General features: G+C 58.6%; 21 protein-coding genes and 1 pseudogene. 8 read left to right on the forward strand and 14 right to left on the reverse strand.

Translation table 11 applies throughout. The features are described from left to right. The first annotated feature begins 19 nt into the window (after window positions 1-19). Window positions 20-1,930 (forward strand): BglG family transcription antiterminator, encoded by a 1,911-nt coding sequence (locus CWM61_RS11360; protein WP_100631248.1) that lies wholly within the window; start codon window positions 20-22, stop codon window positions 1,928-1,930. A gap of 17 nt (window positions 1,931-1,947) precedes the next feature. On the opposite strand, the gene nrdG is transcribed toward CWM61_RS11360, so the two are convergent. From nrdG to CWM61_RS11380, 4 genes and pseudogenes are all read right to left on the reverse strand, one after another. Further along, on the reverse strand, window positions 1,948-2,412 hold the full coding sequence (gene nrdG / locus CWM61_RS11365) for an anaerobic ribonucleoside-triphosphate reductase-activating protein (protein ID WP_100631249.1): 465 nt from the start codon (window positions 2,410-2,412) through the stop codon (window positions 1,948-1,950). 249 nt (window positions 2,413-2,661) lie between these two features. After that, entirely contained in the window at window positions 2,662-4,800 is a 2,139-nt protein-coding gene (gene nrdD, locus CWM61_RS11370; protein WP_100631250.1) for an anaerobic ribonucleoside-triphosphate reductase, read from the reverse strand. 357 nt (window positions 4,801-5,157) lie between these two features. Continuing rightward, the gene (locus CWM61_RS11375; RefSeq protein ID WP_074387247.1) at window positions 5,158-5,901 is read right to left on the reverse strand and encodes a MurR/RpiR family transcriptional regulator; all 744 of its coding nucleotides are present in this window, start codon (window positions 5,899-5,901) and stop codon (window positions 5,158-5,160) included. Continuing rightward, a pseudogene (locus CWM61_RS11380) lies at window positions 5,889-6,077 on the reverse strand (hypothetical protein). The gene CWM61_RS11375 and the pseudogene CWM61_RS11380 overlap by 13 nt, the downstream one beginning before the upstream one ends. Window positions 6,078-6,162: 85 nt before the next feature. On the opposite strand from CWM61_RS11380, the gene CWM61_RS11385 reads away from it, so the two are divergent. The 3 genes from CWM61_RS11385 (at window position 6,163) to celB (ending at window position 9,248) form a co-directional block, all read left to right on the forward strand. Beyond that, window positions 6,163-6,471 carry a PTS sugar transporter subunit IIB gene (locus CWM61_RS11385; protein WP_012737232.1) on the forward strand — a complete coding sequence of 103 codons (309 nt, stop codon included), beginning with the start codon at window positions 6,163-6,165 and terminating at the stop codon, window positions 6,469-6,471. Window positions 6,472-6,562: 91 nt separating this feature from the next. After that, window positions 6,563-7,870, forward strand: coding sequence for a 6-phospho-beta-glucosidase (locus CWM61_RS11390; RefSeq protein WP_100631251.1), 1,308 nt, complete (start codon window positions 6,563-6,565; stop codon window positions 7,868-7,870). Between the two features lie 25 nt (window positions 7,871-7,895). After that, window positions 7,896-9,248, forward strand: a complete 1,353-nt coding sequence (gene celB / locus CWM61_RS11395) for a PTS cellobiose transporter subunit IIC (protein WP_074387245.1) — start codon at window positions 7,896-7,898, stop codon at window positions 9,246-9,248. A 56-nt stretch (window positions 9,249-9,304) separates the two neighbouring features. Here the strand turns inward: celB and treC are convergent, their stop codons facing one another. The 3 genes from treC to treR all read right to left on the reverse strand — a co-directional run bounded on the left by treC (window position 9,305) and on the right by treR (window position 13,509). After that, window positions 9,305-10,960, reverse strand: coding sequence for an alpha,alpha-phosphotrehalase (gene treC / locus CWM61_RS11400; protein WP_074387244.1), 1,656 nt, complete (start codon window positions 10,958-10,960; stop codon window positions 9,305-9,307). Window positions 10,961-11,011: 51 nt separating this feature from the next. Next, the gene (gene treB, locus CWM61_RS11405) at window positions 11,012-12,430 is read right to left on the reverse strand and encodes a PTS trehalose transporter subunit IIBC (RefSeq protein ID WP_008807131.1); all 1,419 of its coding nucleotides are present in this window, start codon (window positions 12,428-12,430) and stop codon (window positions 11,012-11,014) included. 131 nt (window positions 12,431-12,561) lie between these two features. Continuing rightward, window positions 12,562-13,509 (reverse strand): trehalose operon repressor TreR, encoded by a 948-nt coding sequence (gene treR, locus CWM61_RS11410; RefSeq protein ID WP_100631252.1) that lies wholly within the window; start codon window positions 13,507-13,509, stop codon window positions 12,562-12,564. Between the two features lie 179 nt (window positions 13,510-13,688). Between treR and mgtL the strand changes: the two genes are divergently transcribed. The 3 genes from mgtL (at window position 13,689) to CWM61_RS11425 (ending at window position 19,149) form a co-directional block, all read left to right on the forward strand. Then, the gene (gene mgtL / locus CWM61_RS30125; RefSeq protein ID WP_219340445.1) at window positions 13,689-13,742 is read left to right on the forward strand and encodes a mgtA regulatory leader peptide MgtL; all 54 of its coding nucleotides are present in this window, start codon (window positions 13,689-13,691) and stop codon (window positions 13,740-13,742) included. Between the two features lie 145 nt (window positions 13,743-13,887). Further along, window positions 13,888-16,596 (forward strand): magnesium-translocating P-type ATPase, encoded by a 2,709-nt coding sequence (gene mgtA / locus CWM61_RS11420; RefSeq protein ID WP_074387242.1) that lies wholly within the window; start codon window positions 13,888-13,890, stop codon window positions 16,594-16,596. 159 nt (window positions 16,597-16,755) lie between these two features. Next, the gene (locus tag CWM61_RS11425; protein ID WP_100631253.1) at window positions 16,756-19,149 is read left to right on the forward strand and encodes a beta-N-acetylhexosaminidase; all 2,394 of its coding nucleotides are present in this window, start codon (window positions 16,756-16,758) and stop codon (window positions 19,147-19,149) included. Between the two features lie 57 nt (window positions 19,150-19,206). Here the strand turns inward: CWM61_RS11425 and ridA are convergent, their stop codons facing one another. The 5 genes from ridA to CWM61_RS11445 all read right to left on the reverse strand — a co-directional run bounded on the left by ridA (window position 19,207) and on the right by CWM61_RS11445 (window position 21,298). Continuing rightward, window positions 19,207-19,593: a 2-iminobutanoate/2-iminopropanoate deaminase gene (gene ridA / locus CWM61_RS11430; protein ID WP_061155965.1), complete on the reverse strand. Its 387-nt coding sequence runs from the start codon at window positions 19,591-19,593 to the stop codon at window positions 19,207-19,209. A 152-nt stretch (window positions 19,594-19,745) separates the two neighbouring features. Further along, window positions 19,746-20,207 (reverse strand): aspartate carbamoyltransferase regulatory subunit, encoded by a 462-nt coding sequence (gene pyrI / locus CWM61_RS11435; protein ID WP_061155964.1) that lies wholly within the window; start codon window positions 20,205-20,207, stop codon window positions 19,746-19,748. Window positions 20,208-20,221: 14 nt separating this feature from the next. Beyond that, window positions 20,222-21,157 carry an aspartate carbamoyltransferase gene (gene pyrB / locus CWM61_RS11440; protein WP_100631254.1) on the reverse strand — a complete coding sequence of 312 codons (936 nt, stop codon included), beginning with the start codon at window positions 21,155-21,157 and terminating at the stop codon, window positions 20,222-20,224. Window positions 21,158-21,159: 2 nt separating this feature from the next. Continuing rightward, window positions 21,160-21,219, reverse strand: a complete 60-nt coding sequence (locus CWM61_RS30130; RefSeq protein WP_227650304.1) for a pyrBI operon leader peptide — start codon at window positions 21,217-21,219, stop codon at window positions 21,160-21,162. Then, the gene (locus CWM61_RS11445; protein WP_012969080.1) at window positions 21,194-21,298 is read right to left on the reverse strand and encodes a pyrBI operon leader peptide; all 105 of its coding nucleotides are present in this window, start codon (window positions 21,296-21,298) and stop codon (window positions 21,194-21,196) included. Before CWM61_RS11445 ends, CWM61_RS30130 begins: the two co-directional genes overlap by 26 nt. Window positions 21,299-21,492: 194 nt before the next feature. On the opposite strand from CWM61_RS11445, the gene CWM61_RS11450 reads away from it, so the two are divergent. Beyond that, complete coding sequence (locus CWM61_RS11450; RefSeq protein WP_061155962.1) at window positions 21,493-21,945, forward strand: YhcH/YjgK/YiaL family protein; 453 nt, start codon at window positions 21,493-21,495, stop codon at window positions 21,943-21,945. A gap of 61 nt (window positions 21,946-22,006) precedes the next feature. Here the strand turns inward: CWM61_RS11450 and argF are convergent, their stop codons facing one another. Next, window positions 22,007-23,011 carry an ornithine carbamoyltransferase gene (gene argF, locus CWM61_RS11455; protein ID WP_016160171.1) on the reverse strand — a complete coding sequence of 335 codons (1,005 nt, stop codon included), beginning with the start codon at window positions 23,009-23,011 and terminating at the stop codon, window positions 22,007-22,009. After that, the gene (gene argL, locus CWM61_RS30135; RefSeq protein WP_370736902.1) at window positions 22,981-23,076 is read right to left on the reverse strand and encodes a putative translational regulatory protein ArgL; all 96 of its coding nucleotides are present in this window, start codon (window positions 23,074-23,076) and stop codon (window positions 22,981-22,983) included. Before argL ends, argF begins: the two co-directional genes overlap by 31 nt. Window positions 23,077-23,146: the final 70 nt, after the last annotated feature.

The raw sequence follows: 23,146 nt of genomic DNA on the forward strand, positions 1-23,146 counted from the left end.
GTAACCACAAGGAACTGACATGCGATTTCCCAACCAACGCTTAGCGCAACTCTTCACCCTGCTGCGGAATGAAACGCTGCCGCAGGATGAGCTGGCGCAGCGGCTGTCGGTTTCCACCCGTACCGTGCGCGCCGATATTACCGCCCTGAATGCGCTACTGGCGCAGTATGGCGCGCAGTTTATCCTCAACCGCGGCAGCGGTTATCAACTGAAAATTGATAACCCGGCGAGCTTTCAGGCGCTGGAGGCGACCGCGCCTAAGACGCAGCACGTGCCGCGAACCGCCCAGGATCGCATTACGTTTCTGCTGGTGCGCTTCCTGACGTCGGCGTTCTCTATCAAACTGGAAGACCTGGCGGATGAGTGGTTCGTCAGTCGCGCGACGCTGCAAAATGATATGGTCGAGGTGCGCGAGCGCTTTCAGCGCTATCAGCTCACCCTTGAAACCCGCCCGCGCCACGGCATGAAGCTGTTCGGCAGCGAAGTGTCGATTCGCGCCTGCCTGACCGATCTGCTGTGGGAGTTAACCCTGCAGGGCGGTATCAATCCGCTGATCGGCGCCGAGGCGCTGGAGGCGGAAGTGCCTGCGCTGCTGGAGCCGATGCTGCAGGAGACGCTCACCCGGCACCATATTCGCCTCACTGATGTCGGTGAGCGCTTTATCTGCCTGTACGGCGCAGTGGTGGTGCGCCGCGTCAGCGAAGGCTATCCGCTGGCCGATTTCAGCGCCGAAGATGTGGCGCAAAACGTCCGCGACGCCGCGCGCGATTTGGCGGGAGAGCTACAGCGGCTGGCCGGAAAGCCCTTCTCGCCCGCCGAAGAAGAGTGGCTGTGCGTGCATCTCGCCGCCCGTCAGGTGCAGGACGTCGACCCGGAAACCATCAGCGCCGACGACGACGAAGCGCTGGTGAATTACATTCTGCGCTACATCAACAGCCAGTATAACTACAACCTGCTGGACGACGCCCAGCTGCACGCCGATCTGCTGACCCACATTAAGACCATGATCACCCGCGTGCGCTATCAGATAATGATCCCCAATCCGCTGCTGGATAACATCAAACAGCACTACCCGATGGCCTGGGATATGACCCTCGCCGCGGTTTCCAGCTGGGGGAAGTACACGCCTTATACCATCAGCGAAAACGAAATTGGCTTCCTGGTGCTGCATATCGGCGTCGGGCTGGAGCGCCATTACAACATCGGCTACCAGCGTCAACCGCAGGTGTTGCTGGTGTGCGATACCAGCAATGCGATGGTGCGGATGATCGAAGCGATCCTGCAGCGCAAATATCCGCAGCTGGAGATCGCCGCTACGATTTCCCAGCGCGAATACGAACAGCGGGAAGCGATCGAGGCGGATTTTGTTATCTCCACGGTGCGCATCAGCGAAAAAGACAAACCGGTGGTGACCATCGCGCCGTTTCCCACCGACTATCAGCTGGATCAGATCGGCAAGCTGGTGCTGGTGGACCGTACCCGTCCATGGATGCTGAATAAGTACTTCGATGCCGCCCACTTCCGGGTGGTCGATAAGCCGATGGATCAGCAAATGCTGTTCGCTGAGCTGTGCCAGCAGCTGCAGCAGGAAGGCTTTGTTGACGCCGAGTTTCATGCTTCGGTGGTCGAGCGTGAGGCGATTGTCAGCACCATGCTCGGCGATGGCATTGCGCTGCCGCACTCCCTGGGACTGCTGGCCAAAAAGACGGTGGTCTATACCGTTATCGCCCCGCAGGGCATCGCCTGGGGCGACGAAACCGCCCATATCATTTTTCTGCTCGCCATCAGTAAGCGCGAGTATGAAGAGGCGATGGCCATCTACGATATCTTCGTCACCTTCCTGCGCGAGCGCGCCATGAGCCGCCTCGCCGCGACCCGCAGCTTCGATGAGTTTAAAACGGTGGCGATGGAGTGCGTCAGCCGGTTTTGAGAGGCTGACGGAGGGGATTAACGCAAATGATGTACCACCTGGTTGCTGCTACCGCGCCAGATCAGCGCCGGGTCTTTTAAATCCTGCACAAACTTACCGTCGACCAGCACGTTGATCAGGTTCACCACCTGCATCTGCGCCTCATTCAGCTCATCCAGTTTATAGCCGGTCCAGACCCAGATATCTTTGCCGGGGCATTCGGCGCGCACGCGCTGAACCAGTTTGAGGATCTCCGCGATGTTTTGCGGATGCAGCGGATCGCCGCCGGAGAGTGAAATCCCCTGGCGCTTGATGCGGGTATCGTTGAGGTCGGCAATGATGCGGTCGGCCATCCCGGTGGTAAACGGCATACCGGAGTTCACCCGCCAGGTGCTTTTGTTGTAGCAGCCGGGGCACTCGTGGACGCAGCCGGAAACAAACAGGGTGCAACGGGTGCCGGGGCCGTTGACAATATCTACCGGGTAGTACTGATGGTAATTCATTTTTCGCTTCTCAATTAACGCCATAGCCGCGTTGGCTGCGCTCGCTCACCCCAGTCACGTACTGAATGTACGCTCCCGGGAATTCCCTCGTTTGCCGCCTTGCTCTGACGCTAATTGCTTTGCGAAAACGAAGGAATGCGGCCATTTCCCGGGTCGCGGCGTTCCGCCTTACCCGGGCTACCGGACGGTGCAAAACAGTAGCCCGGATAAGGCGCTGCGCGCCGCTATCCGGGAAAAGCGCATTGGTATTTAACCGATCTGCCCATTGCCCAGGTGCTTAACGCGGCGCTTCACTTCTTCCTGCTTGCCGGCGTTGAACGGACGCGCGTCCGGGCTGCCGAGATAACCGCATACCCGACGAGTAACCGACACGCGGGCAGCGTCGTGGTTACCGCATTTCGGGCAGGTAAAGCCCTTGCTGGTGCACTCGAACTCGCCGGTAAAACCGCACTCGTAGCATTCATCGATCGGCGTATTGGTGCCGTAGTACGGCACGTGCTCATAGCTGTAATCCCACACGTCTTCCAGCGCCTTCAGGTTGTGCTGGATGTTCGGGTACTCGCCGTAGCAAATGAAGCCGCCGTTGGCCAGCGGCGGGTACGGCGCTTCGAAATCGATCTTGTCGTACGGGTTGACCTTCTTCTCGACGTCAAGGTGGAAGCTGTTGGTGTAGTAACCTTTATCGGTCACGCCCTCCACCACGCCAAACTCGGCGGTGTCGAGACGGCAGAAGCGGTCGCACAGGTTTTCGCTCGGCGTGCTGTACAGGCTAAAGCCGTAGCCGGTCTCTTCCTTCCACAAATCGACGGCGTCGCGCAGGCGCTGGACGATGGCTACACCTTTCTCACGCAGCGCCTTGCTGTCGTACATATGTTGATTGCCGTACAGCGCATTGATGGTCTCATGGATACCGATATAGCCCAGTGAGATGGACGCGCGGCCGTTTTTGAAGATCTCGGAGACATCATCGTCGGCTTTCAGCCGCACGCCGCAGGCCCCTTCCATATACAGGATCGGTGCCACGCGGGCCTTCACTCCTTCCAGACGGGCAATACGGGTCATCAGCGCTTTGCGCGCCAGCTGCAGGCGCTCGTCCAGCAGCGCCCAGAAGGCGGCTTCGTCGCCTTTCGCTTCCAGGGCGATACGCGGCAGGTTGAGGCTAATCACGCCGAGATTGTTGCGGCCGTCATGCACCTGCTCGCCGTTCTCGTTTTCCCACACCCCGAGGAAGCTGCGGCAGCCCATCGGCGTTTTAAATGACCCGGTGACTTTCACCACCTGATCGTAGTTGAGGATATCCGGGTACATGCGCTTGCTGGCGCATTCCAGTGCCAGCTGTTTGATGTCGTAGTTCGGGTCGCCGAACTTATGGTTCAGACCGTCGCGAATGGCGAACACCAGTTTCGGGAACACCGCGGTTTTGCGATTTTTACCGAGGCCGGCGATACGGTTACGCAGAATCGACTGCTGGATCAACCGCGATTCCCAACTGGTGCCGAGGCCGAAACCAAAGGTGACAAACGGCGTCTGACCGTTGGCGGTATGCAGCGTGTTGACCTCATATTCCAGCGACTGGAAGGCGTCGTAGCACTCTTTTTCGGTACGGGCGCGGGCATAGCCTTCGGCGTCCGGGATCTGCCACTCTTCGGCGATTTTACGATGCTTTTTGAAGCTTTCAGTGACGAACGGCGCCAGCACTTCATCGATACGGTTGATGGTGGTGCCGCCATAAATATGGCTGGCGACCTGGGCGATGATCTGCGCCGTCACCGCGGTGGCGGTAGAGATAGACTTCGGCGGCTCGATCTCCGCGTTGCCCATCTTAAAGCCCTGGGTCAGCATCCCTTTCAGGTCGATCAGCATGCAGTTGAACATCGGGAAGAAGGGCGAGTAATCGAGGTCGTGATAGTGGATCACGCCGCGCTCGTGGGCCATCACCACATCGTGGGGCAGCAGGTGTTGCCGCGCATAGTGCTTGGCGACGATACCGGCCAGCAGGTCGCGCTGGGTCGGGATGACTTTACTGTCCTTGTTGGCATTTTCGTTGAGCAGCGCGGAGTTGGTCTGCTCGACGAGGCCGCGGATCTCCTGATTGAGACGGCCGCGCTTTTCGCGCTGGCTATCACGGTCATGGCGATACTCAATGTAGGCGCGCGCCAGCTGCTTATAGGGGCCGGACATCAGCTGGTTTTCTACCGCAGTCTGGATCTCATTGATGTCGACCTGGGCGCGGCCCTGCATTTGCTGGCTAACGACTTCTGCGACGGTGGCGCAATAGTCTGCGTCATCGACTCCCGCTGCTTTAGCTGCACGTAGAATTGCTTCCTGAATGCGCTCTGACTTGAACGGCACTTTACAGCCATCACGTTTCATCACATGCGGTGTCATGATCACTCCATATATAGAACAGGTTATCCACAGAGGCGGAGGTTATTCCAAAGACGCGCCACACTACGGCTAGTGCCGTTTGCCTTCAGATCCGGCCCGTTTTATCCACATCTCATCACCGCCAGACATCGACAAGATATGGTGACATAATAGACGATTAATACAACATGTAGGGCCGGGACGCATTTTAAGTTCTATATGTAGTGATTTGCATCAAAGATGTTTGCGATTTTATTGACCCAGAACAAGGTAAAAAGGTGAGAGTACGGATGATGGGCGCTGGCACGAAATGTAAATTTAGGTGCTTAAAATACAAGCAAAAATGGGGCCCGCTCACGCATGGAGCGGGCAGAATTTTCAGGCAATCAACGTATCGTTAAGCAGATCGACCAGCAGCAGCAGGGCGTAGCGGGCCTGCAACGGGTTGGCGGGGAGAGGAAGGATGATGCTGGCCATATCGGCAAGCGCGTGTTGTTCCGGCGTCAGGGCAACAATGGTCACTCCTTGCGTACGCGCCTGCAGGGTTGCGCTCTGCAACACGGTGCTGGCCTCAGCCGTGGCCAGCACCAGCAGCAGGTGATCGTCATTGAGGGTGCTGGCGGTCATCCGCATCAGCGCCGTATCCTGGCAGAGGTTAATCGCGATGCCGGAGGGCAGCAGCTGATGCTGGAGCAGGGCGGCCAGTGTCACATCCTGCGTGCCAAGGGCGAAGCAGTGCACCGCGCGGGCGCTCAGCAGGCGCGATTTACACTTTTCCACCGCCGCTTCCGTGGTATGGCCGAGCTGGCGGGTTAGCGTATCGCCGAGGCTGCTCAGTTTATCGCGCCAGGCGACGGGCAGGGCGGCGCTATCCGGCGTTAGCCAGCTGGCGCGCCGTTCGCTGGCCTGGGCCAGCTGTTTACGTAAATCGCGAATATCATCGCAGCCTACCGAGCGGGCGAAGCGGGTGATGGTCGCCGGACTGACTCCGGCGCTGGCGGCCAGCTCGTCAATGGAGGCGCTGGCGGTAAAACTAAGATTTTCCAGAATAAAGGCGGCAACGCGCGACTCCTGAGCGCTAAAGCGGACTAATCCTTCCTGCAACTGACCTACGATATCCATCCTGATGTTCCCTTTGGCAGAACCCGGCAATGAAAATATTTTTCAATTATCGACTGCCTCTCTTTATAGCACCCGCGCTCGGTATTTCCTATGGTCGTGACTGTGAATGGTTATGCCGATGCGGAAAAGATGCGCAAAAATTGAGCCTCGATCACATCGGTGAAAATTATTTTCATATAGCCTTCACTATCACACAATATTAACAATATAGTCGCACTAGCCGTGAGGGCTGAAGCGATAAACACGCCAAGGGGAAGCGCAATGCCACGAATCGTACTCTGTTGTGCCGCAGGCATGTCGACCAGCATGCTGGTGAATAAAATGAAAGCGGAGGCCCAGCAACGCGCGCTGGCGCTGGAAATCTACGCGGTGGCAGTGGCGGAATTTGAACGCGAATTGCCGAACGCCGACGTTATCCTGCTTGGGCCGCAGGTCAAATACGAAGCCGGACGTCTGACCGCGCTGGCAGCGCCGCAGGGCAAAGCCGTTGCGGTGATCGATATGGCCGACTACGGCATGATGCGCGGCGCCGCGGTGCTGGATAAAGCGCTGGCGCTACTCGAACACTAATTTTCTCATCCTATTTTTTATCATCATCACGTGCGGTCCTGGCGATCGCGCGCGGCGCTCTGCATGCCGAAAAATGCCAATAGAGGTCACTATGCAAGCACTGAAAATCGCCGTTATCGGTGGCGGTAGCAGCTACACGCCGGAGCTTATTGAAGGGATTATCGTTCGTTATGAGCAGCTTCCAGTGACAGAACTGGCGCTGGTGGATGTCGAATCCGGCCGGGAAAAGGTTGAGATCATTGCCGCGCTGACCCGGCGGATGTTGAAACATAAAGGGCTGGAGCAGGTGGCGGTCAGCGTCCACTTTACGCTTGATGAGGCGATTCGCGGTGCCAGCTTTGTACTGACTCAGCTGCGTGTCGGACAGCTAGCGGCGCGCGCCGCCGATGAGCGGTTGGGGCTCAAATATCACCTGTTGGGCCAGGAGACTACCGGCGTTGGCGGATTCGCGAAGGCACTGCGGACGATCCCGGTGATCCTTGAGGTGGCGCGCAAAGTGGAACAGCTGTCGCCGGAAGCTTTCATCCTCAACTTTACTAACCCGGCGGGGATCGTCACTGAGGCAGTTAGTCGCTATAGCAAGGCGAAGATCATCGGCCTGTGCAACGTGCCGATCAACATGCAGCACATGATCGTCGGCATGTTGGGCGCGCAGGCGTCCGAAGTGAAACTGCGCTTTGCCGGGCTCAACCATATGGTCTGGGTGCATAAGGTGATGCAGGGGCGTGAGGATGTGACCGGCAAGGTAATCGACATGCTGTGCGACGGCAAGGCGCTGTCGATGAACAACATTAAAGAACTGCCGTGGCCAGCGGAATTCTTACGCGCGCTGAAGGCGATTCCGTGCCCTTATCATCGCTATTTCTGGCTGACGCCGGCGATGCTGGCGGAAGAGATCGCCGCAGCGAAAACCAAAGGCACCCGCGCCGAGCAGGTGATGAAGGTCGAGCAGGCGCTGTTTGAGTTATATGCCGACCCGCAGCTGGAAGAAAAACCAGAGCAACTGAGCTTTCGCGGCGGCGCTTACTACTCGGAAGTGGCCGTTGAGCTTATCAACGCGATACACAATAACCTGGGCACGGAGATGGTGGTAAACACCCGCAACAACGGCGCGATTCACGGCCTGGATGATGATGCGGTAGTGGAAACCAACAGCATTATTGATGCACAAGGGGCGCGGCCGCTGGCGTTCGGTCCGCTGCCGCCGGCGATGAACGGCCTGACCCAGCAGGTGAAAGCCTTTGAGCGGCTGACGATTGAAGCCGCGGTACATGGCTGCCGCGAAAGCGCGCTGCTGGCGCTGGTGACCAACCCGCTGGTCGGGAACGTCACCGATGCCCAGGCGCTGCTGGATGAAGTGTTAACAATAAACCGTCAATGGCTGACGCAATTTAACTGACCGCTATTTCCCTCGGGAGCACACCATGTCGAATACAAGCTGGATTGAACGTTACGTCATGCCGGCGGCGCTGAAAATCGCCGGGCAAAAGCACGTCCTGTCGGTACGCGATGGCATCATTCTGAATATGCCGTTTATGCTGATTGGCTCGTTTTTCCTGATTTTCGCCTACCTGCCGATCCCCGGCTATGCCGACATGATGAGCGGCCTGTTTGGCGACGTCTGGCGCGATAAAATGCTGTACCCGGTGAAAGCGACCTACGACATCATGGCGCTCATTTCCAGCTTCGGCATCGCCTACCGGCTGGCGGAGAAGTACCGTACCCTCGATCCGCTGAGCGCCGGGGCCATGTCGCTGGTGGCCTTCATGATGACGATTCCGCAGAATACGCTGTTTACCCCGGTACACGGTGCGGCGGAGGTGATTAAAGGGGTGATCCCGGTGAGTATGGTCGGCAGTCAGGGGCTGTTCGTCGCCATCGTCATTTCGCTGCTGTCGACGGAGATTTACCGTTTGGTCGCCAGCCGCAATCTCGTTATCCGCATGCCGGACGGTGTGCCGCCAGCGGTGGCGAAATCGTTCCTGGCGCTGATCCCCGGCTTCTGCGTGCTGGCGGTGGTGCTGGCGCTGCGCCTGGCGGTTGAGGCCTCGCCGTTCGGCGACATCAACAGCATGATCGCCACCCTGATCGGTATTCCGATGCATCACGTCGGCGGTACGCTGCCGGGGATGATTATTTCGGTGATTGTGATTGGTATTTTGTGGACGCTGGGCCTGCACGGCGACGCGATTGTGCTGGTGTTTATCCAGCCGGTGTGGCTGTCGAATATGTCAGAGAACCTGACGGCCTTTCAGAACGGCCAGCCGATCCCGCATATCATTACCCAGCAATTTTACGACCTGTGGATTGCCCCCGGTGGTACCGGCGCGCTGCTGGGGCTGGTGATTTTTATGCTGCTGCGTAGCCGAAGTCAGCAGATGAAACAGCTGGGGAAAATCGCCGCGCCGGGAGCGCTATTTAATATCAGCGAACCGATGGTATTCGGTATCCCTCTGGTGATGAACCCCTACTTTTTCCTGCCGTTTATTTTAACCCCGGTGCTGCTGGTGATCGTTTCCTATACCGCGATGGCCATCGGGCTGGTGGCACCGCCTGCGGGGATTGCACTGCCGTTCACCACGCCAATTTTCATCAGCGGCTATCTGGCGACTGGTGGTCATATCTCCGGCACGGTGCTGCAGGTAGTGAATTTAGCCATTTCGCTGGTGGTCTATTATCCGTTTTTCCGCGCCTGGGATCGGCTGAAGGCAAAAGAAGAGCACGCTTCGACGCAGCCGCAAGCGAGCGTTATCCTTCCTGACGCTGACCGCGCGTAATCTCCAGCCCCACGAACCGGTAGCCCCGGTGAGCGTAGCGCCACCGGGGAAAAGCTTTACTCCTGCAACCACCATACCGCTTCGAATGGCCGCAGCGTCATTGCCGCCGGGCGGTTGGACGTTTCCGCATAGTTACCAATCAGTACCCGCCAGTCGCCGGACATTTCTGGCGGCTGCCATGGCTGGAACTCACGGCTCAGGTTGGCGGCGACCACCAGAGTCTGCCCCTGCCACTGACGGCGATAGCACCACAGCGATGGATGTTCCGGCAGGAGATCCTGGTAATCGCCCCAGGTCAGCAGCGGCAGGGTTTTACGCAGCGTAATCAGCTGCTGATAGGCATAAAACACCGAATCGGGGTCCGCCAGCGCCGCCTCAACGTTGATCTCTTGGTAATTATCGCCAAGGCCGATCCACGGCTCACCGTCGCTAAAGCCGCCGTTCTCGCCGGCGTGCCAGGGCATCGGCGTGCGGCTGTTGTCGCGCGACTTACTGGCGAGGATTGCCAGCAGTTCGTCCGGGCTTTGCCCCTGCGCTGCGCGTTCGATAAACATATTGTGGCTTTCGACGTCGCGATAGTCGCTGATGTTGCTGAAGTGCGGGTTGGTCATGCCGATCTCTTCGCCCTGATAGATATAGGGCGTGCCCTGCATGCCGTGCAGCACCATCGCCAGCATCTTCGCCGCCGGCACCCGGTACTCGCCTTCGTCGCCAAAGCGCGACACGATGCGCGGCTGATCGTGGTTACACCAGAACAGCGCGTTCCACGCCCGATTGTGCATCCCCTGCTGCCAGTGGCGGAACAGCGCTTTCAGCGCCACATAGTCCGGGCGGGCGAGGGTCCATTTTTCACCGCCGGGATAATCGACCTTTAAATGGTGGAAGTTAAAGGTCATCGACAGCTCGCGGCCGTCCAGCGCGGCGTACTGCTGGCAGTGCTCCAGCGAGGTGGAGGACATCTCGCCGACGGTCATCAGGTTACGGGGAGTAAAGACATCGCGGCTCATCTCCTGCAGGAATTCATGCACCCGCGGGCCGTCAGTGTAGAAGCGGCGGCCATCACCCTCCGCATCGCAGGGGAAGGTCTGGTCTTTCGAGATCAGGTTGACGACGTCGAGGCGCAGACCGTCGACGCCGCGGTCGGCCCAGAATTCGCAGACCTTTTTCAGCTCAGCGCGTACCGCCGGGTTCTCCCAGTTGAGATCCGCCTGTTCAATGGCGAACAGGTGCAGATAATACTGCCCGCTGTCGGCGTGCCACTGCCAGGCGTTGCCGCCAAATTTGGAGCGCCAGTTGTTCGGCAGCGCGTCCGGTTCGCCGTCGCGCCAGATATAGAACTGCCGGTAGGGACTCTCCTTATTCAGCGACTGACGGAACCATTCATGCTCGGTCGAGGTATGGTTCAGTACCATATCCAGCACGATGCGGATACCACGGGCCTTCGCCTCCGCCACCAGGGCGTCAAAGTCGGCCATCGTGCCGTAGGAGGGATCGATAGCGGTGTAGTTCGCCACATCGTAGCCGTTATCCACCTGCGGTGAGACATAGAACGGCGTCAGCCAGATGGCGTCGACCCCAAGCTTCTGCAGATAGTCGAGGCGGGAAGTGACGCCGCGCAGATCGCCGGTACCGCTGCCGGTGGTATCCTGAAAACTCTTCGGATAGATTTGATAAATAACGCCGTTTTGCCACCAGTGGGGAAGATGATTCATAGTGCTTTCCTGCTGCAACGAGGGGCGCCAAAGGCGCCCCGAAAGAAGAAGTTAGACAATCTGCAAGGTGCCCTGACGGTACTTGCGCTGATACACCACGGTGGTCAGGATAATCGGCACCACCACCGCAATAGCCATCGCCATGGCGTACACCTGCCAGTAGGTTGGCTGGATGGAGAGGATGCCCGGCAGGCCGCCGACGCCGATGCCGTTCGCCAGCACGCCGTTCAGGCCGCACAGCAGGCCGGCGAGGCCGGAGCCGATCATCGCGCACAGCATCGGGAAGCGGTACTTCAGGTTGATACCGTACATCGCTGGTTCGGTAACCCCGAGGTAAGCAGAGATTGCCGCCGGCACCGAGATTTCGCGTTCATTCTGTTTACGGCTGGCAATAATAATGCCGACCACCGCCGATGCCTGGGCAATGTTGGACAGCGCAATCAGCGGCCACACCGGGGTGCCGCCCATGCTCTGGATCATCTGCATATCGATAGCGAGGGTGGTCTGGTGGACACCGGTAATCACCAGCGGCGCGTAGAGGAAGCCGAACAACGCGGCGCCGATCGGCGCAAAGCTGCCGGTTAACAGGTGGCGTACCGCGAAGGCCACGCCGTCGCCGATCAGGCGGCCGAACGGACCAATGATGGCGTGCGCCAGGAACACCGCGAGGATCAGCGAGCAGACCGGGACAATGACCAGGTAGAGGTAGTCAGGCACGATGCGCTTGAGGCGCGTCTCGATAAAGCCGAGCGTCAGGCCCGCCAGCAGGGCCGGGATCACCTGCGCCTGGTAGCCGACTTTGGCAATCGTAAACAGGCCGAAATTCCACACCTCCGGCACCTGCTGGCCGAGGAGATAGGCGTTCATCAGCTGCGGGGAAACCAGGGTGACTCCAAGGACGATCCCGAGGATCGGCGTGCCGCCCATCTTCTTCACTGCTGACCAGCAGATCCCCACCGGCAGATAGAAGAAGATCGCTTCGCCAATCAGCCACAGGAAGTCATAGATGGTTTTCAGCGACGGGTGCATCTGAGCCAGCGTCTGGCCGTTGCTCATGGGTAAGTCGCCGATGACGTTACGGAAACCGAGGATCAGACCGCCGCTGATTAGCGCCGGCAGCAGCGGGAAGAAGATCTCGGCAAAGTGCGAGATCAACTGCTCATGCCACTTCATATTTTGCCGCGCGGCCTGCTTGACCTGCTCTTTATCGGCGGAGGTCTGGCCGGTGGTAGCCAGCAGGGCCTTGTAGTAATCGCCCACCTCGGTGCCGATGACCACCTGGAACTGCCCGGCGTTAGTGAAGCATCCCTTCACCATGCGCAGCTGTTCAATCTCTTTTGGTTTGGCGATGGCCGGGTCGTTCAGCACAAAGCGCAAACGGGTAATACAGTGGCTGACGGTGGCGATGTTGCCGCGCCCGCCCACCAGTTCGATCAGTTTATCGATGTCCTGCTGGTTTACTTTGCTCATGATGAAGCCTCAAAAACAGAGGGGAGAGATGCCGTTTTTTACCTTGAGGGCATCCTAACCGTTTCGTTTGATTTGCAAAATGGGAACGTTCCCGAAACCCGGCGACGATCACATAAATCGTCCGAACGAGATTAATTCAGGGCGGCGGGAATCACGATCTGGCGGGGATCGACGCTGCCGGCGATCTGCTCGATCAACTGCCGGGCGGCCCGGCGTCCGGACTCGGCATAGCCGGGATCGACGGTCAAGATTTCCGGGTGGAGAAACTTCATCAGCGGCGTGCTGCCGACGCTGGCGAGCTGCAGCGCAGCGCGGCCCTGCTGCTGGAGATACTTGCTGGCGCCGAGGGCGAGGGTATCCGTCGCGCAGACCAGGGCGCTGGTTTCGGCCGTCAGCACGCTGGCGACGGTATCATACCCCTGCTTCATGCCCAAGCCCGGCAGAGCGGCGGTGGGCGTCAGGCGATGCTTTTTACAGAAGGCGAGGTAGGCGAGATGGCGGCGTTCTCCGGTGGTGACGTCGCTGTGCGGGACGCCAAGAAAACTGATGTGGCGATGTCCGCGATCGTAGAGTCGCTGCATCAGCAGCGTGATGGCGCCTTCGTCGTCATAGCACACCGAGGCGAAACCGGGAGCGTCGCGGGCCATCAGCACCAGCGTATCGCGCCAGGGGGCGAGCATCGCCTCATCAATGCCGGTAAATCCGAACAGCACCACGCCGTCAATATTACGCCGGGCGAGCATGCCGAGATGCTCTTCCACCAGTCCAGGAGAGAACTGACTCTCCATCATAATCGGATCGTAACCCTGCTCATAAAAGGCGGGCAGCATGGTCTGCACGGCAAGGTTTTCCGACAGGGAATCCAGACGGGTGACGATAATCGCCACCACTTTATCGCTCTGGCCGCGCATGGCGCGGGCGGAGCGGGAAGGGGAGAAACCGTGCTTCTGCATCACCGCTTCGACACGCTCGCGGGTCCGTTCGCTGACCCCGCTCTCGTTGTTGAGGACGCGGGATACCGTCGATTTTCCTACGCCGCTTAAACGCGCGATATCTTTGATGGTCAGCCGGTTCTGCATGCGGAATTCTCGTCAGGGATGGTAGAAGTGAGCCTAATGCTACTCAACCAAACCGCAATGAGCAAAGTCTGGTTTACGTTCGGTTTAGTTGCGCGGGCTTATCATCGCCATAAATGCCACACATGTCTCAACGAGCGCGTTATAATCCGCGCCGTTTATATTCACTTACCGGAGAATTTATGGACCCCGATCCCACTCCTCATCCTCGATGGAGCAACCTTTCTTTCCGGTAAGCCTGTTTAACACTGCTTTACCGGAAAGCGTAAAGCAGTGACGTCCTTGATGTCCCTGCCATAAAAATTACATGCCTGACAGGTAGGCTTTGCTACGCCTGTTGGCAACGCTGCGTTCGCTCGCGCGAGCGCGGAGGGACTGTTTATGTTGAAGAATTATACCCGGCAGCTGTTCGCGCAGCTTAGCCGCCATCTGCCACGCCGTTTGGTCCAGCGCGATCCGCTGCCTGATGCCCGTAACCTGACCAGCGTGCCGATCCCGGACTCGCTCGGCAAGCGCTGCCTGGACGTTGCGGCGATGGATGACCAGGAGATCTGGCGCGCCTTTGACAGCCACCCTGAAGGGCTCAATGAAGGCGAAGTGGCGGCAAAGATCCTCAAACATGGTGACAACCAGATCCCGGCGCAGAAGCCCTCGCCGTGGTGGGTGCATCTGTGGACCTGCTATCGCAACCCGTTCAACCTGCTGCTGACGGTGCTCGGCATCGTCTCCTATTCCACCGAAGATCTGTTCGCCGCGGGCGTTATCGCGCTGATGGTCGGCATCTCGACGCTGCTTAACTTCATCCAGGAAGCGCGCTCGACCAAAGCGGCGGATGCGCTAAAGGCGATGGTCAGCAATACCGCCACGGTGCTGCGGGTGGTGAACGAGCAGGGAGAGAGCCGCTGGCTTGAACTGCCCATCGACCAACTGGTGCCAGGAGATATCGTCAAGCTGTCGGCGGGAGATATGATCCCGGCGGACCTGCGCATTATTCAGGCACGCGATCTGTTTGTCGCTCAGGCCTCGCTGACCGGCGAATCGCTGCCGGTGGAGAAAGTCGCGCGCAGTCGCGACCCGCTGCAGCAGAACCCGCTGGAATGCGACACCCTGTGCTTTATGGGGACCAACGTGGTGAGCGGCTCGGCGCAGGCCATCGTCTACGCCACCGGCGGCAACACCTGGTTCGGCCAGCTGGCCGGGCGCGTCAGCGAGCAGGAGAGCGAACCGAACGCCTTCCAGAAGGGCATCAGCCGGGTCAGCATGCTGCTGATCCGCTTTATGCTGGTGATGGCCCCGGTGGTGCTGTTGATTAATGGCTACACCAAAGGCGACTGGTGGGAAGCGGCGCTGTTCGCGCTGTCGGTGGCGGTCGGCCTGACGCCGGAGATGCTGCCGATGATCGTCACCTCGACGCTGGCGCGCGGGGCGGTGAAGCTGTCGAAACAAAAAGTGATCGTCAAACACCTCGACGCCATTCAGAACTTTGGTGCGATGGATATTCTCTGCACCGATAAAACCGGCACCCTGACTCAGGACAAGATCGTGCTGGAGAACCACACCGATGTCTCCGGGAAGTCCAGCGAGAGAGTGCTGCATACCGCCTGGCTCAACAGCCATTACCAGACCGGGCTGAAAAACCTGCTCGATACCGCGGTGCTGGAAGGGGTGGAGCTAGAGGCCGCCCGCGGCCTTGCAGAGCGCTGGCAAAAGGTGGATGAGATCCCGTTCGACTTCGAACGCCGCCGCATGTCGGTGGTGGTGAAAGAGCAGGACGACGCGCATCAGCTGATCTGTAAAGGGGCGCTGCAGGAGATCCTCAACGTCTCTACTCAGGTGCGCTATAACGGCGAAATCGTACCGCTGGACGACACCATGCTGCGCCGCATCCGCCGGGTGACCGATACCCTGAACCGTCAGGGACTGCGGGTGGTGGCGGTGGCGACCAAATACCTGCCGGCGCGCGAAGGCGACTACCAGCGCGCCGATGAATCCGACCTGATCCTCGAAGGCTATATCGCCTTCCTCGATCCGCCGAAAGAGACCACCGCCCCGGCGCTGAAGGCGCTGAAGGCCAGCGGCATCACGGTGAAAATCCTCACCGGCGATAGCGAACTGGTGGCGGCGAAGGTGTGCCATGAAGTGGGGCTGGATGCGGGCGAAGTGGTGATTGGCAGCCAGATTGAAGCCATGAGCGACGACGACCTGGCAGCGCTGGCGAAACGCACTACGCTGTTCGCGCGCCTGGCGCCGCTGCATAAAGAGCGCATCGTGACGCTGCTGAAACGCGAAGGTCACGTGGTGGGCTTTATGGGCGACGGCATCAACGACGCCCCAGCGTTACGCGCGGCGGATATTGGCATCTCGGTTGATGGCGCGGTGGATATCGCCCGCGAGGCGGCGGATATCATTCTGCTGGAAAAAAGCCTGATGGTGCTGGAGGAGGGGGTGATCGAAGGCCGCCGCACTTTCGCCAACATGCTCAAGTACATCAAAATGACCGCCAGCTCCAACTTCGGCAACGTCTTTAGCGTGCTGGTGGCCAGCGCCTTCCTGCCGTTTCTGCCGATGCTGCCGCTGCACCTGTTGATTCAGAACCTGCTGTACGATGTCTCCCAGGTGGCGATCCCGTTCGATAACGTCGATGATGAGCAGATCCGTAAACCGCAGCGCTGGAACCCGGCCGATCTCGGGCGCTTTATGGTCTTCTTCGGACCGATCAGCTCGATTTTCGATATCCTCACCTTCGGCCTGATGTGGTGGGTGTTCCACGCCAATACAGTGGAGATGCAGACTCTGTTCCAGTCCGGCTGGTTTATTGAAGGGCTGCTGTCGCAGACGCTGATTGTGCACATGATCCGCACCCGGCGTATTCCGTTCGTTCAGAGCCGCGCCGCGTGGCCACTGTTCGCCATGACGCTGGTGGTGATGGCCGTGGGCATTGCGCTGCCGTTCTCGCCGCTGGCGGGCTACCTGCAGCTGCAGGCGCTGCCGCTGAGCTACTTCCCGTGGCTGGTGGTGATCCTGGCGGGCTACATGGTGTTGACCCAAACCGTCAAAGGGTTCTACAGCCGTCGCTACGGCTGGCAGTAATGGTTTCGCCCCTTTGCCGTTCGGCAGAGGGGCTTACCGGTATTTCTCTTAAATCTCATCAAGTTGTGAAGTCCGTCATCGCCATGTGTTGACGCAATTTTGTGCGCATGTTAACCCAATGTTTTGCTTTTTTTTGGCCCGTCATAAAAAGGAACATTGATGCTTAACACCGTGCGTTACAGTCTGCTAACCAGCGGAATAGTACTGAGCAGCATGGCGCTTGCCGCCCCGGCCGGCGATCTGCCGCTGATGCCGTGGCCCGCCCATGTGGAGCGCCCGCAGGCGCAGGGGGCGCTGGCGCTAAATAATCAGCTAACGCTCAACGTCAGCGGCGACGATCTGGGCGAGGCGGCTAACCGCTGGCGAGAACGCCTTGCGCGGCAAACGGGCTGGACGCTACAGCCGCAGACGGCGCCGGCGAAAAGCCCAACCATTAACGTTATCGTCAGTAAGAAAGTGCCTTTCCTGCCGCAGCCGGATAGCGACGAAAGCTATCAGCTCGAGGTTAACGCTGAGGGCGCTACCCTGAAAGCGAATACGCGTTTTGGCGCGCTGCGCGGCATGGAAACGTTGCTGCAGCTGGTGCAAAACGGCCCTGACGGCACCACTATTCCTTACGTCACTATTGATGATGCGCCGCGCTTTCCGTGGCGCGGACTGCTGCTGGATTCCGCCCGCCACTTTATGCCGCTGTCGGCGCTCAAAAGGCAGATTGATGGCATGGCGGCAGCAAAGCTTAACGTGCTGCACTGGCATCTGACCGACGATCAGGGCTGGCGTTTCGCCTCCAGCCGCTATCCGAAGCTGCAGCAGCAGGCCAGCGACGGCCTGTTTTATACCCAGGCGCAGATGAAAGATATCGTGCGCTACGCCGCCGAACGCGGCATTCGCGTGGTGCCGGAAATCGATATGCCGGGACACGCCTCGGCGATCGCCGTGGCTTATCCGGAACTGACGAGCGCGCCGGGACCCTATGCGATGGAGCGCCACTGGGGCGTGCTGAAACCGGTACTCGATCCGACGAAAGAAGCGACCTACGCCTTTGCCGAGGCGATGGTCAGCGAACTGACGGCTATCTTCCCCGATCCGTATCTGCATATTGGCGGCGATGAAGTGGATGACAGCCAGTGGCGCGCCAATCCGGCCATCCAGAAATTCCTCAAAGAGAAGGGGCTGGCGGACAGCCACGCGCTGCAGGCGTACTTCAACCGGCGGCTGGAGACGCTACTCGAAAAACATCACCGGCAGATGGTCGGCTGGGATGAGATTTACCATCCTGATTTGCCGAAGAGCATTCTGATCCAGTCGTGGCAGGGGCAGGACGCATTGGGCGACGTCGCTAAACACGGCTATCGCGGCATTCTCTCCACCGGTTTTTATCTCGATCAGCCGCAGTACACCGCTTATCACTATCGTAATGAAATTATTCCGCAGGGGCTCAACGGTGTGGATACGATAACTGATAGCGACAGCGCTCAGAGCTGGCAGTTTTCGATGTCGCGCCTGAAGGGCAGCGCGGTAGAGGGCAGCTTTACGCTGGTAAAAGGCGATAGCGGCTGGCGCGGATTTATTGATTTTAAAGGTAAATCACGCCGCGCGGTGCAGGATATCGAATGGCTGGGCGACAATCAGGTGACATTCCGCGTCGATACCTGGATGGGGGAAACCCGCCCGGTGCTGACCATTAACGACGACACGCTCGGCGGCTACTTCCTCCTCGGCAACACGCGCTATCCGGTTGACGGCAAGCGGCTGGACGCTGTGCCGGAGGGCATTCAGCCGACGCTGCCCGACGCGCAGCAACAGAAGAATCTGCTCGGCGGTGAGGCGGCGCTGTGGGCGGAGAACGTCGCCGCGCCGGTGATCGACATCAAGCTGTGGCCGCGGGCTTTTGCGGTGGCGGAGCGGCTCTGGTCGGCCGAGGACGTCAAAGACAGCGACAATATGTATCAGCGCCTGCAGGCGATGGATAGCTGGTCAACGGTCTCCGTCGGCTTGCAGCAACATGCCCAGCAACTGGAGCAGTTCACCCGGCTGGCGAACAGCGGCCATACGCTGGCGCTGCAGATCCTCGCCGAGGCGCTGGAGCCAGCGCACTACTACACCCGCCAGCACCTGAAGTTCCAGGCGAACAATTATCATCAATTCGAACCGCTTAACCGGCTGGCCGATGCGCTACCGGCGGAGAGCGACACTGTACGCAGCCTGAATCAGTGGGCGGAGCGGCTGATCAGCGATGCCGAGGATACTGAGAGCGCTGATGCGCTGCGCCACGTCTTTACCCGCTGGCAGAACAACAGTGGCGATGCGCTGGCGCTGACCGACGGCAACTATCAGCTGGCAGCGATGAAACCCGTTGTGCAGCAGGTTGATAAGCTGGCGAGTCTGGGGCTGCGCTTGACCGATCTGGTGGTACGGCAGGGAACGCTGGACGATAAAGAGTACGCTTCCATTCAGGCGCAACTGGATAGTGCGGCGAAAACCCAGGATGAACTGGTGATTGCGGCGGTCTATCCGCTGGAGAAACTGTTGCGGGCAACGAAGATAAAATAGGGTAATTCCCCCACCCCGTGGATGACGCAAGCGCCTGGGGTGAGGGCAGTGAAGCGATTAGCGACGGATCGCGATGGCTTCGATCTCGATCTTCACGTCTTTCGGCAGACGTGCGACTTCCACGCAGGAGCGCGCCGGGAAGGTGGCATTGTGCTCGGTGAAGAACGCTTCGTAGGTGGCGTTAACGGTAGCGAAATCGTTGAGATCTTTCACGAAAACGGTGGTCTTGACGATGTCGCCGACGGTCAGGCCTGCAGCTTCAACGATCGCTTTCACGTTGTTCAGCGACTGGCGCGCCTGCGCGGACACGTCTTCCGGGACGCTGCCGGTTTTCGGGTCGACCGGGATCTGGCCAGAGGTGATGATCATGCTGCCCAGGTCAACGCCCTGAACGTATGGGCCAATTGCTGCTGGTGCATTTTCCGTCGCAATAGTTTTGCTCATGTTATCTCCAGATGAACTGAGTAATGTTACGCAAAATCATTCAGGTTGCCGCCAGAGGGTAAGCGCTGTGCCGCCGGCGCAGACGCCGCCTGAAGGACGAAGCGTAGGGTGGTAGCCATTATAGGGAGGCCTACCACCAATACCAACCGCATTTAGTTGGCCAGCACCACATAATGAGAAAACTCTTTTTCACAGTATTTGCATTTGAGTGCGATATCATCGGCGCGTTTTTTCACTGCAAAACTGGAAGAAACCGGTTCAGCATGGCTGATACAGTTGCTGTTCGGGCAGACCAGCACGCTGTTGATGCGATCCGGCAGGCTCGGGCGGGATTTGCCCACCACTTCGTACTCATCAATGCGGTTTACTGTCGCCTGCGGGGCGTACAGCGCCAGCTGGTTGACCTGCTCGTCGGTGAGGAAGGTATTTTCGATTTTAATTAAATCTTTACGGCCCATCTCACCGGAGGGCAGGTTCAGGCCGATGGTGATACGCTGGTCGGTTTCGGTCAGTTTGAACAGGGTGAGCAGCTTAAAGCCGACCTGCGCCGGGATATGGTCAATCACGGTGCCGCGTTTAATGGCTTCTACTTGCAGTTTATTGTCGTGTGTCATCTCTCATTTCCCCCTTACAGTGCCAGCTCGCTATTCAGTACCAGTGCCAGTAACGCCTGGCGGGCGAAGATGCCATTGCCGGCCTGCTGGAAGTACCAGGCGTGCGGCGTTTTATCGACATCGGTGGTGATTTCGTCAATGCGCGGCAGTGGGTGCAGCACCTTCATGTTGGCGCGCGCCCCTTCGAGGTCGGCGGCGCGCAGGACGAACTGCGCTTTCACGTTGGCGTATTCCGACGGATCCAGACGCTCTTTCTGCACGCGGGTCATGTACAGAATATCCACTTCCGCCATCACATCGTCGATGGCGCTATGCACGCTCCAGGCGATACCTTTTTCATCCAGCATATCGAGGATGTACTGCGGCATGGCCAGCGCGTCCGGGGCGATGAAGTAGAAGCGGTTGCCGCTGAATTTCGCCAGCGCCTGGGTCAGGGAGTGGACGGTACGGCCGTATTTCAGATCGCCGACCATCGCCACGTTGAGGTTCTCGAGGCGTCCCTGGGTCTCCTGAATAGTGAACAGATCGAGCAGGGTCTGGGTCGGATGCTGGTTGGCGCCGTCGCCGGCGTTCAGCACCGGCACGCCGCCGGAAAATTCGGTCGCCAGGCGCGCGGCGCCCTCCTGCGGATGGCGCATCACGATGGCGTCAACGTAGGTGCTGATGACGGAGATGGTATCCGCCAGGGTTTCCCCTTTTTTGCCCAGCGAGGTGTTGGCGCTGTCAGAAAAGCCGACCACGCTGGCACCCAGACGGTGCATCGAGGTTTCAAAAGAGAGACGGGTACGAGTCGAGGCTTCAAAGAAACAGCTGGCGATAACCTTATGCTTCAGCAGCTCGGGTTGCGGATTGGCTTTCAGCTTTGCCGCAGTCGCCAGCACCAGTTCGAGGTCTTCGCGGCTGAGATCGTTTATGGAAATGATATGTTTTTGATATAGCGGGTTAGCCATGCTTATCTCCTGACGCCTGGGCAAAAAAAAAGCCCCTTAAATAAGGGGCTTCGGGAATCCAATGAGCAACGGAAAGAAAAACGCCAGGCCAGCGTCTGCGTTCAGACGCGCTAAGACAGAATGTCGTACGCAATTGGCCATGCTTCCTCCCGGCAAAACGACTGGCATTATACGCAGACCGTTATGACGATCAAGCGATTCATTCACAAACAGGTAATCGTTTGCCTGCAGAAAAGTGCGCCAGCGCAAAGAACCGTGAAACTGTACTGGTATGGCAGTGGCAATGGGGGTATAAAACAGTAAAATGAAATGCTGTTTTATATTCGAGGTAAGTGATGATTATTGGCAATATCCACCATCTGCAGCCATGGCTGCCTGCCGCGCTGCGCGAGGCCATTGAGCACGTCATCGCCCATGTCAACGAGGCGACGCCGCTGGGTAAACACGATATCGACGGCAATAACCTGTTTTATCTGATTTCCGAAGATACCACTGAGCCGCAGGCCGCGCGCCGGGCGGAATATCATGCCCGCTATCTCGATATCCAGATTGTGCTCCGCGGCATCGAGGGGATGACTTTCAGTGCCTTACCGGCAGGAGAGCCACAGACCGACTGGCTGGCGGAGAAAGACATCGCTTTTCTTGCCGAAGGCCAGCAGGAGAAAACGGTGATCCTCAACGAAGGGGATTTTGTGGTGTTTTATCCCGGTGAAGTGCATAAACCGCTGTGCGCCGTAGGCGCCCCGGCGAAGGTGCGCAAAGCGGTAGTGAAGATGTTGATGGCGTAAAATGGTGAGCCGAATCCCGGATAAGCGCCGTGCTATCCGGGATGTGGCCACAAGCGAAGGGCTACTTACCCAGCGTCGCCACCATCACCGCTTTGATGGTATGCATCCGGTTTTCCGCCTGGTCAAACACCACGCTCGCCGCCGACTCAAACACCTCGTCAGTCACTTCCATGCCGCCGTGCAGGCCGTAATCGGCGGCCATCTGTTTGCCCAGCGTGGTCTGGTCGTCGTGGAATGCCGGCAGGCAGTGGAGGAACTTGACCTGCGGATTGCCGGTCAGCGCCAGCATCGCACTGTTAACCTGATAATCGCGCAGCAGGGCGATACGTTCGGCCCATTTTTCCTTCGCCTCGCCCATCGAGACCCAGACGTCGGTATAGATAAAATCGGCGCCTTTCACCCCCGCGGCGATATCTTCCGTCAGGGTGATGTTGCCACCCTGCTGTTTGGCCAGTGCCGTACAGGTCTCCACCAGCTGAGACTCCGGCCAGCAGGCAGATGGCGCTACCAGGCGCAGATCCAGACCGGTCAGCGCTGCGGCTTCGAGCATCGAATTGCCCATGTTGTTGCGCGCATCGCCGGCGTAGACCAGCGTCATCTGGTTAAAGGCCTTGCCCGGCAGGTGCTCTTTCATCGTCAGCAGGTCCGCCAGCAGCTGGGTGGGGTGGAACTCGTTGGTGAGGCCGTTCCACACCGGCACGCCGGCGTATTGCGCCAGCGTCTCCACCACCTCCTGGCCGTGGCCGCGATATTGAATGCCATCGTACATCCGCCCGAGCACGCGGGCGGTATCTTTGATCGACTCTTTATGGCCAATCTGGCTACCGCTTGGCCCCAGATAGGTCACGCGGGCGCCCTGGTCGTATGCGGCAACTTCGAAAGAGCATCGTGTACGGGTTGAGTCTTTTTCGAAGATGAGCGCGATGTTTTTCCCTGCCAGTTTCTGGACTTCGATACCGTTTTTCTTATCGGCTTTGAGCTTTGCCGCCAGCTCGAGCAGGGCGGTGATTTCTGCAGGCGTAAAATCGAGTAACTTTAAAAAATGCTTCTGGTAAAACGCAGACATGGTTCCCTCACCTGGCATAGGCCACTAATTGAATTAAAATTCAATTTATATGTATGAATATTCATTTGCAAGTCTGTGATCGAAATCTTTCACTGAGAAGTGGAGGCAATGACGGCGGTATGTGACAATAGGGAC

This window comes from Klebsiella sp. K-Nf6 (assembly GCF_002806655.1).
In the GTDB taxonomy this organism is placed as follows: Bacteria; Pseudomonadota; Gammaproteobacteria; order Enterobacterales; family Enterobacteriaceae; genus Klebsiella; species Klebsiella variicola.

Coding starts and splice junctions, on each gene's coding strand:
- argL (WP_370736902.1), bottom strand. CDS start 23,076: ATGAATATTCATACATATAAATTGAATTTTAATTCAATTAGTGGCCTA.
- CWM61_RS11445 (WP_012969080.1), bottom strand. CDS start 21,298: ATGGCCAATTGCGTACGACATTCTGTCTTAGCGCGTCTGAACGCAGAC.
- treB (WP_008807131.1), bottom strand. CDS start 12,430: ATGAGCAAAGTAAACCAGCAGGACATCGATAAACTGATCGAACTGGTG.
- CWM61_RS11360 (WP_100631248.1), top strand. CDS start 20: ATGCGATTTCCCAACCAACGCTTAGCGCAACTCTTCACCCTGCTGCGG.
- treC (WP_074387244.1), bottom strand. CDS start 10,960: ATGAATCATCTTCCCCACTGGTGGCAAAACGGCGTTATTTATCAAATC.
- ridA (WP_061155965.1), bottom strand. CDS start 19,593: ATGAGCAAAACTATTGCGACGGAAAATGCACCAGCAGCAATTGGCCCA.
- CWM61_RS11425 (WP_100631253.1), top strand. CDS start 16,756: ATGCTTAACACCGTGCGTTACAGTCTGCTAACCAGCGGAATAGTACTG.
- CWM61_RS11450 (WP_061155962.1), top strand. CDS start 21,493: ATGATTATTGGCAATATCCACCATCTGCAGCCATGGCTGCCTGCCGCG.
- argF (WP_016160171.1), bottom strand. CDS start 23,011: ATGTCTGCGTTTTACCAGAAGCATTTTTTAAAGTTACTCGATTTTACG.
- CWM61_RS11385 (WP_012737232.1), top strand. CDS start 6,163: ATGCCACGAATCGTACTCTGTTGTGCCGCAGGCATGTCGACCAGCATG.
- treR (WP_100631252.1), bottom strand. CDS start 13,509: ATGCAGAACCGGCTGACCATCAAAGATATCGCGCGTTTAAGCGGCGTA.
- CWM61_RS11375 (WP_074387247.1), bottom strand. CDS start 5,901: ATGGATATCGTAGGTCAGTTGCAGGAAGGATTAGTCCGCTTTAGCGCT.
- nrdD (WP_100631250.1), bottom strand. CDS start 4,800: ATGACACCGCATGTGATGAAACGTGATGGCTGTAAAGTGCCGTTCAAG.
- pyrI (WP_061155964.1), bottom strand. CDS start 20,207: ATGACACACGACAATAAACTGCAAGTAGAAGCCATTAAACGCGGCACC.
- CWM61_RS11390 (WP_100631251.1), top strand. CDS start 6,563: ATGCAAGCACTGAAAATCGCCGTTATCGGTGGCGGTAGCAGCTACACG.
- pyrB (WP_100631254.1), bottom strand. CDS start 21,157: ATGGCTAACCCGCTATATCAAAAACATATCATTTCCATAAACGATCTC.
- mgtA (WP_074387242.1), top strand. CDS start 13,888: ATGTTGAAGAATTATACCCGGCAGCTGTTCGCGCAGCTTAGCCGCCAT.
- celB (WP_074387245.1), top strand. CDS start 7,896: ATGTCGAATACAAGCTGGATTGAACGTTACGTCATGCCGGCGGCGCTG.
- nrdG (WP_100631249.1), bottom strand. CDS start 2,412: ATGAATTACCATCAGTACTACCCGGTAGATATTGTCAACGGCCCCGGC.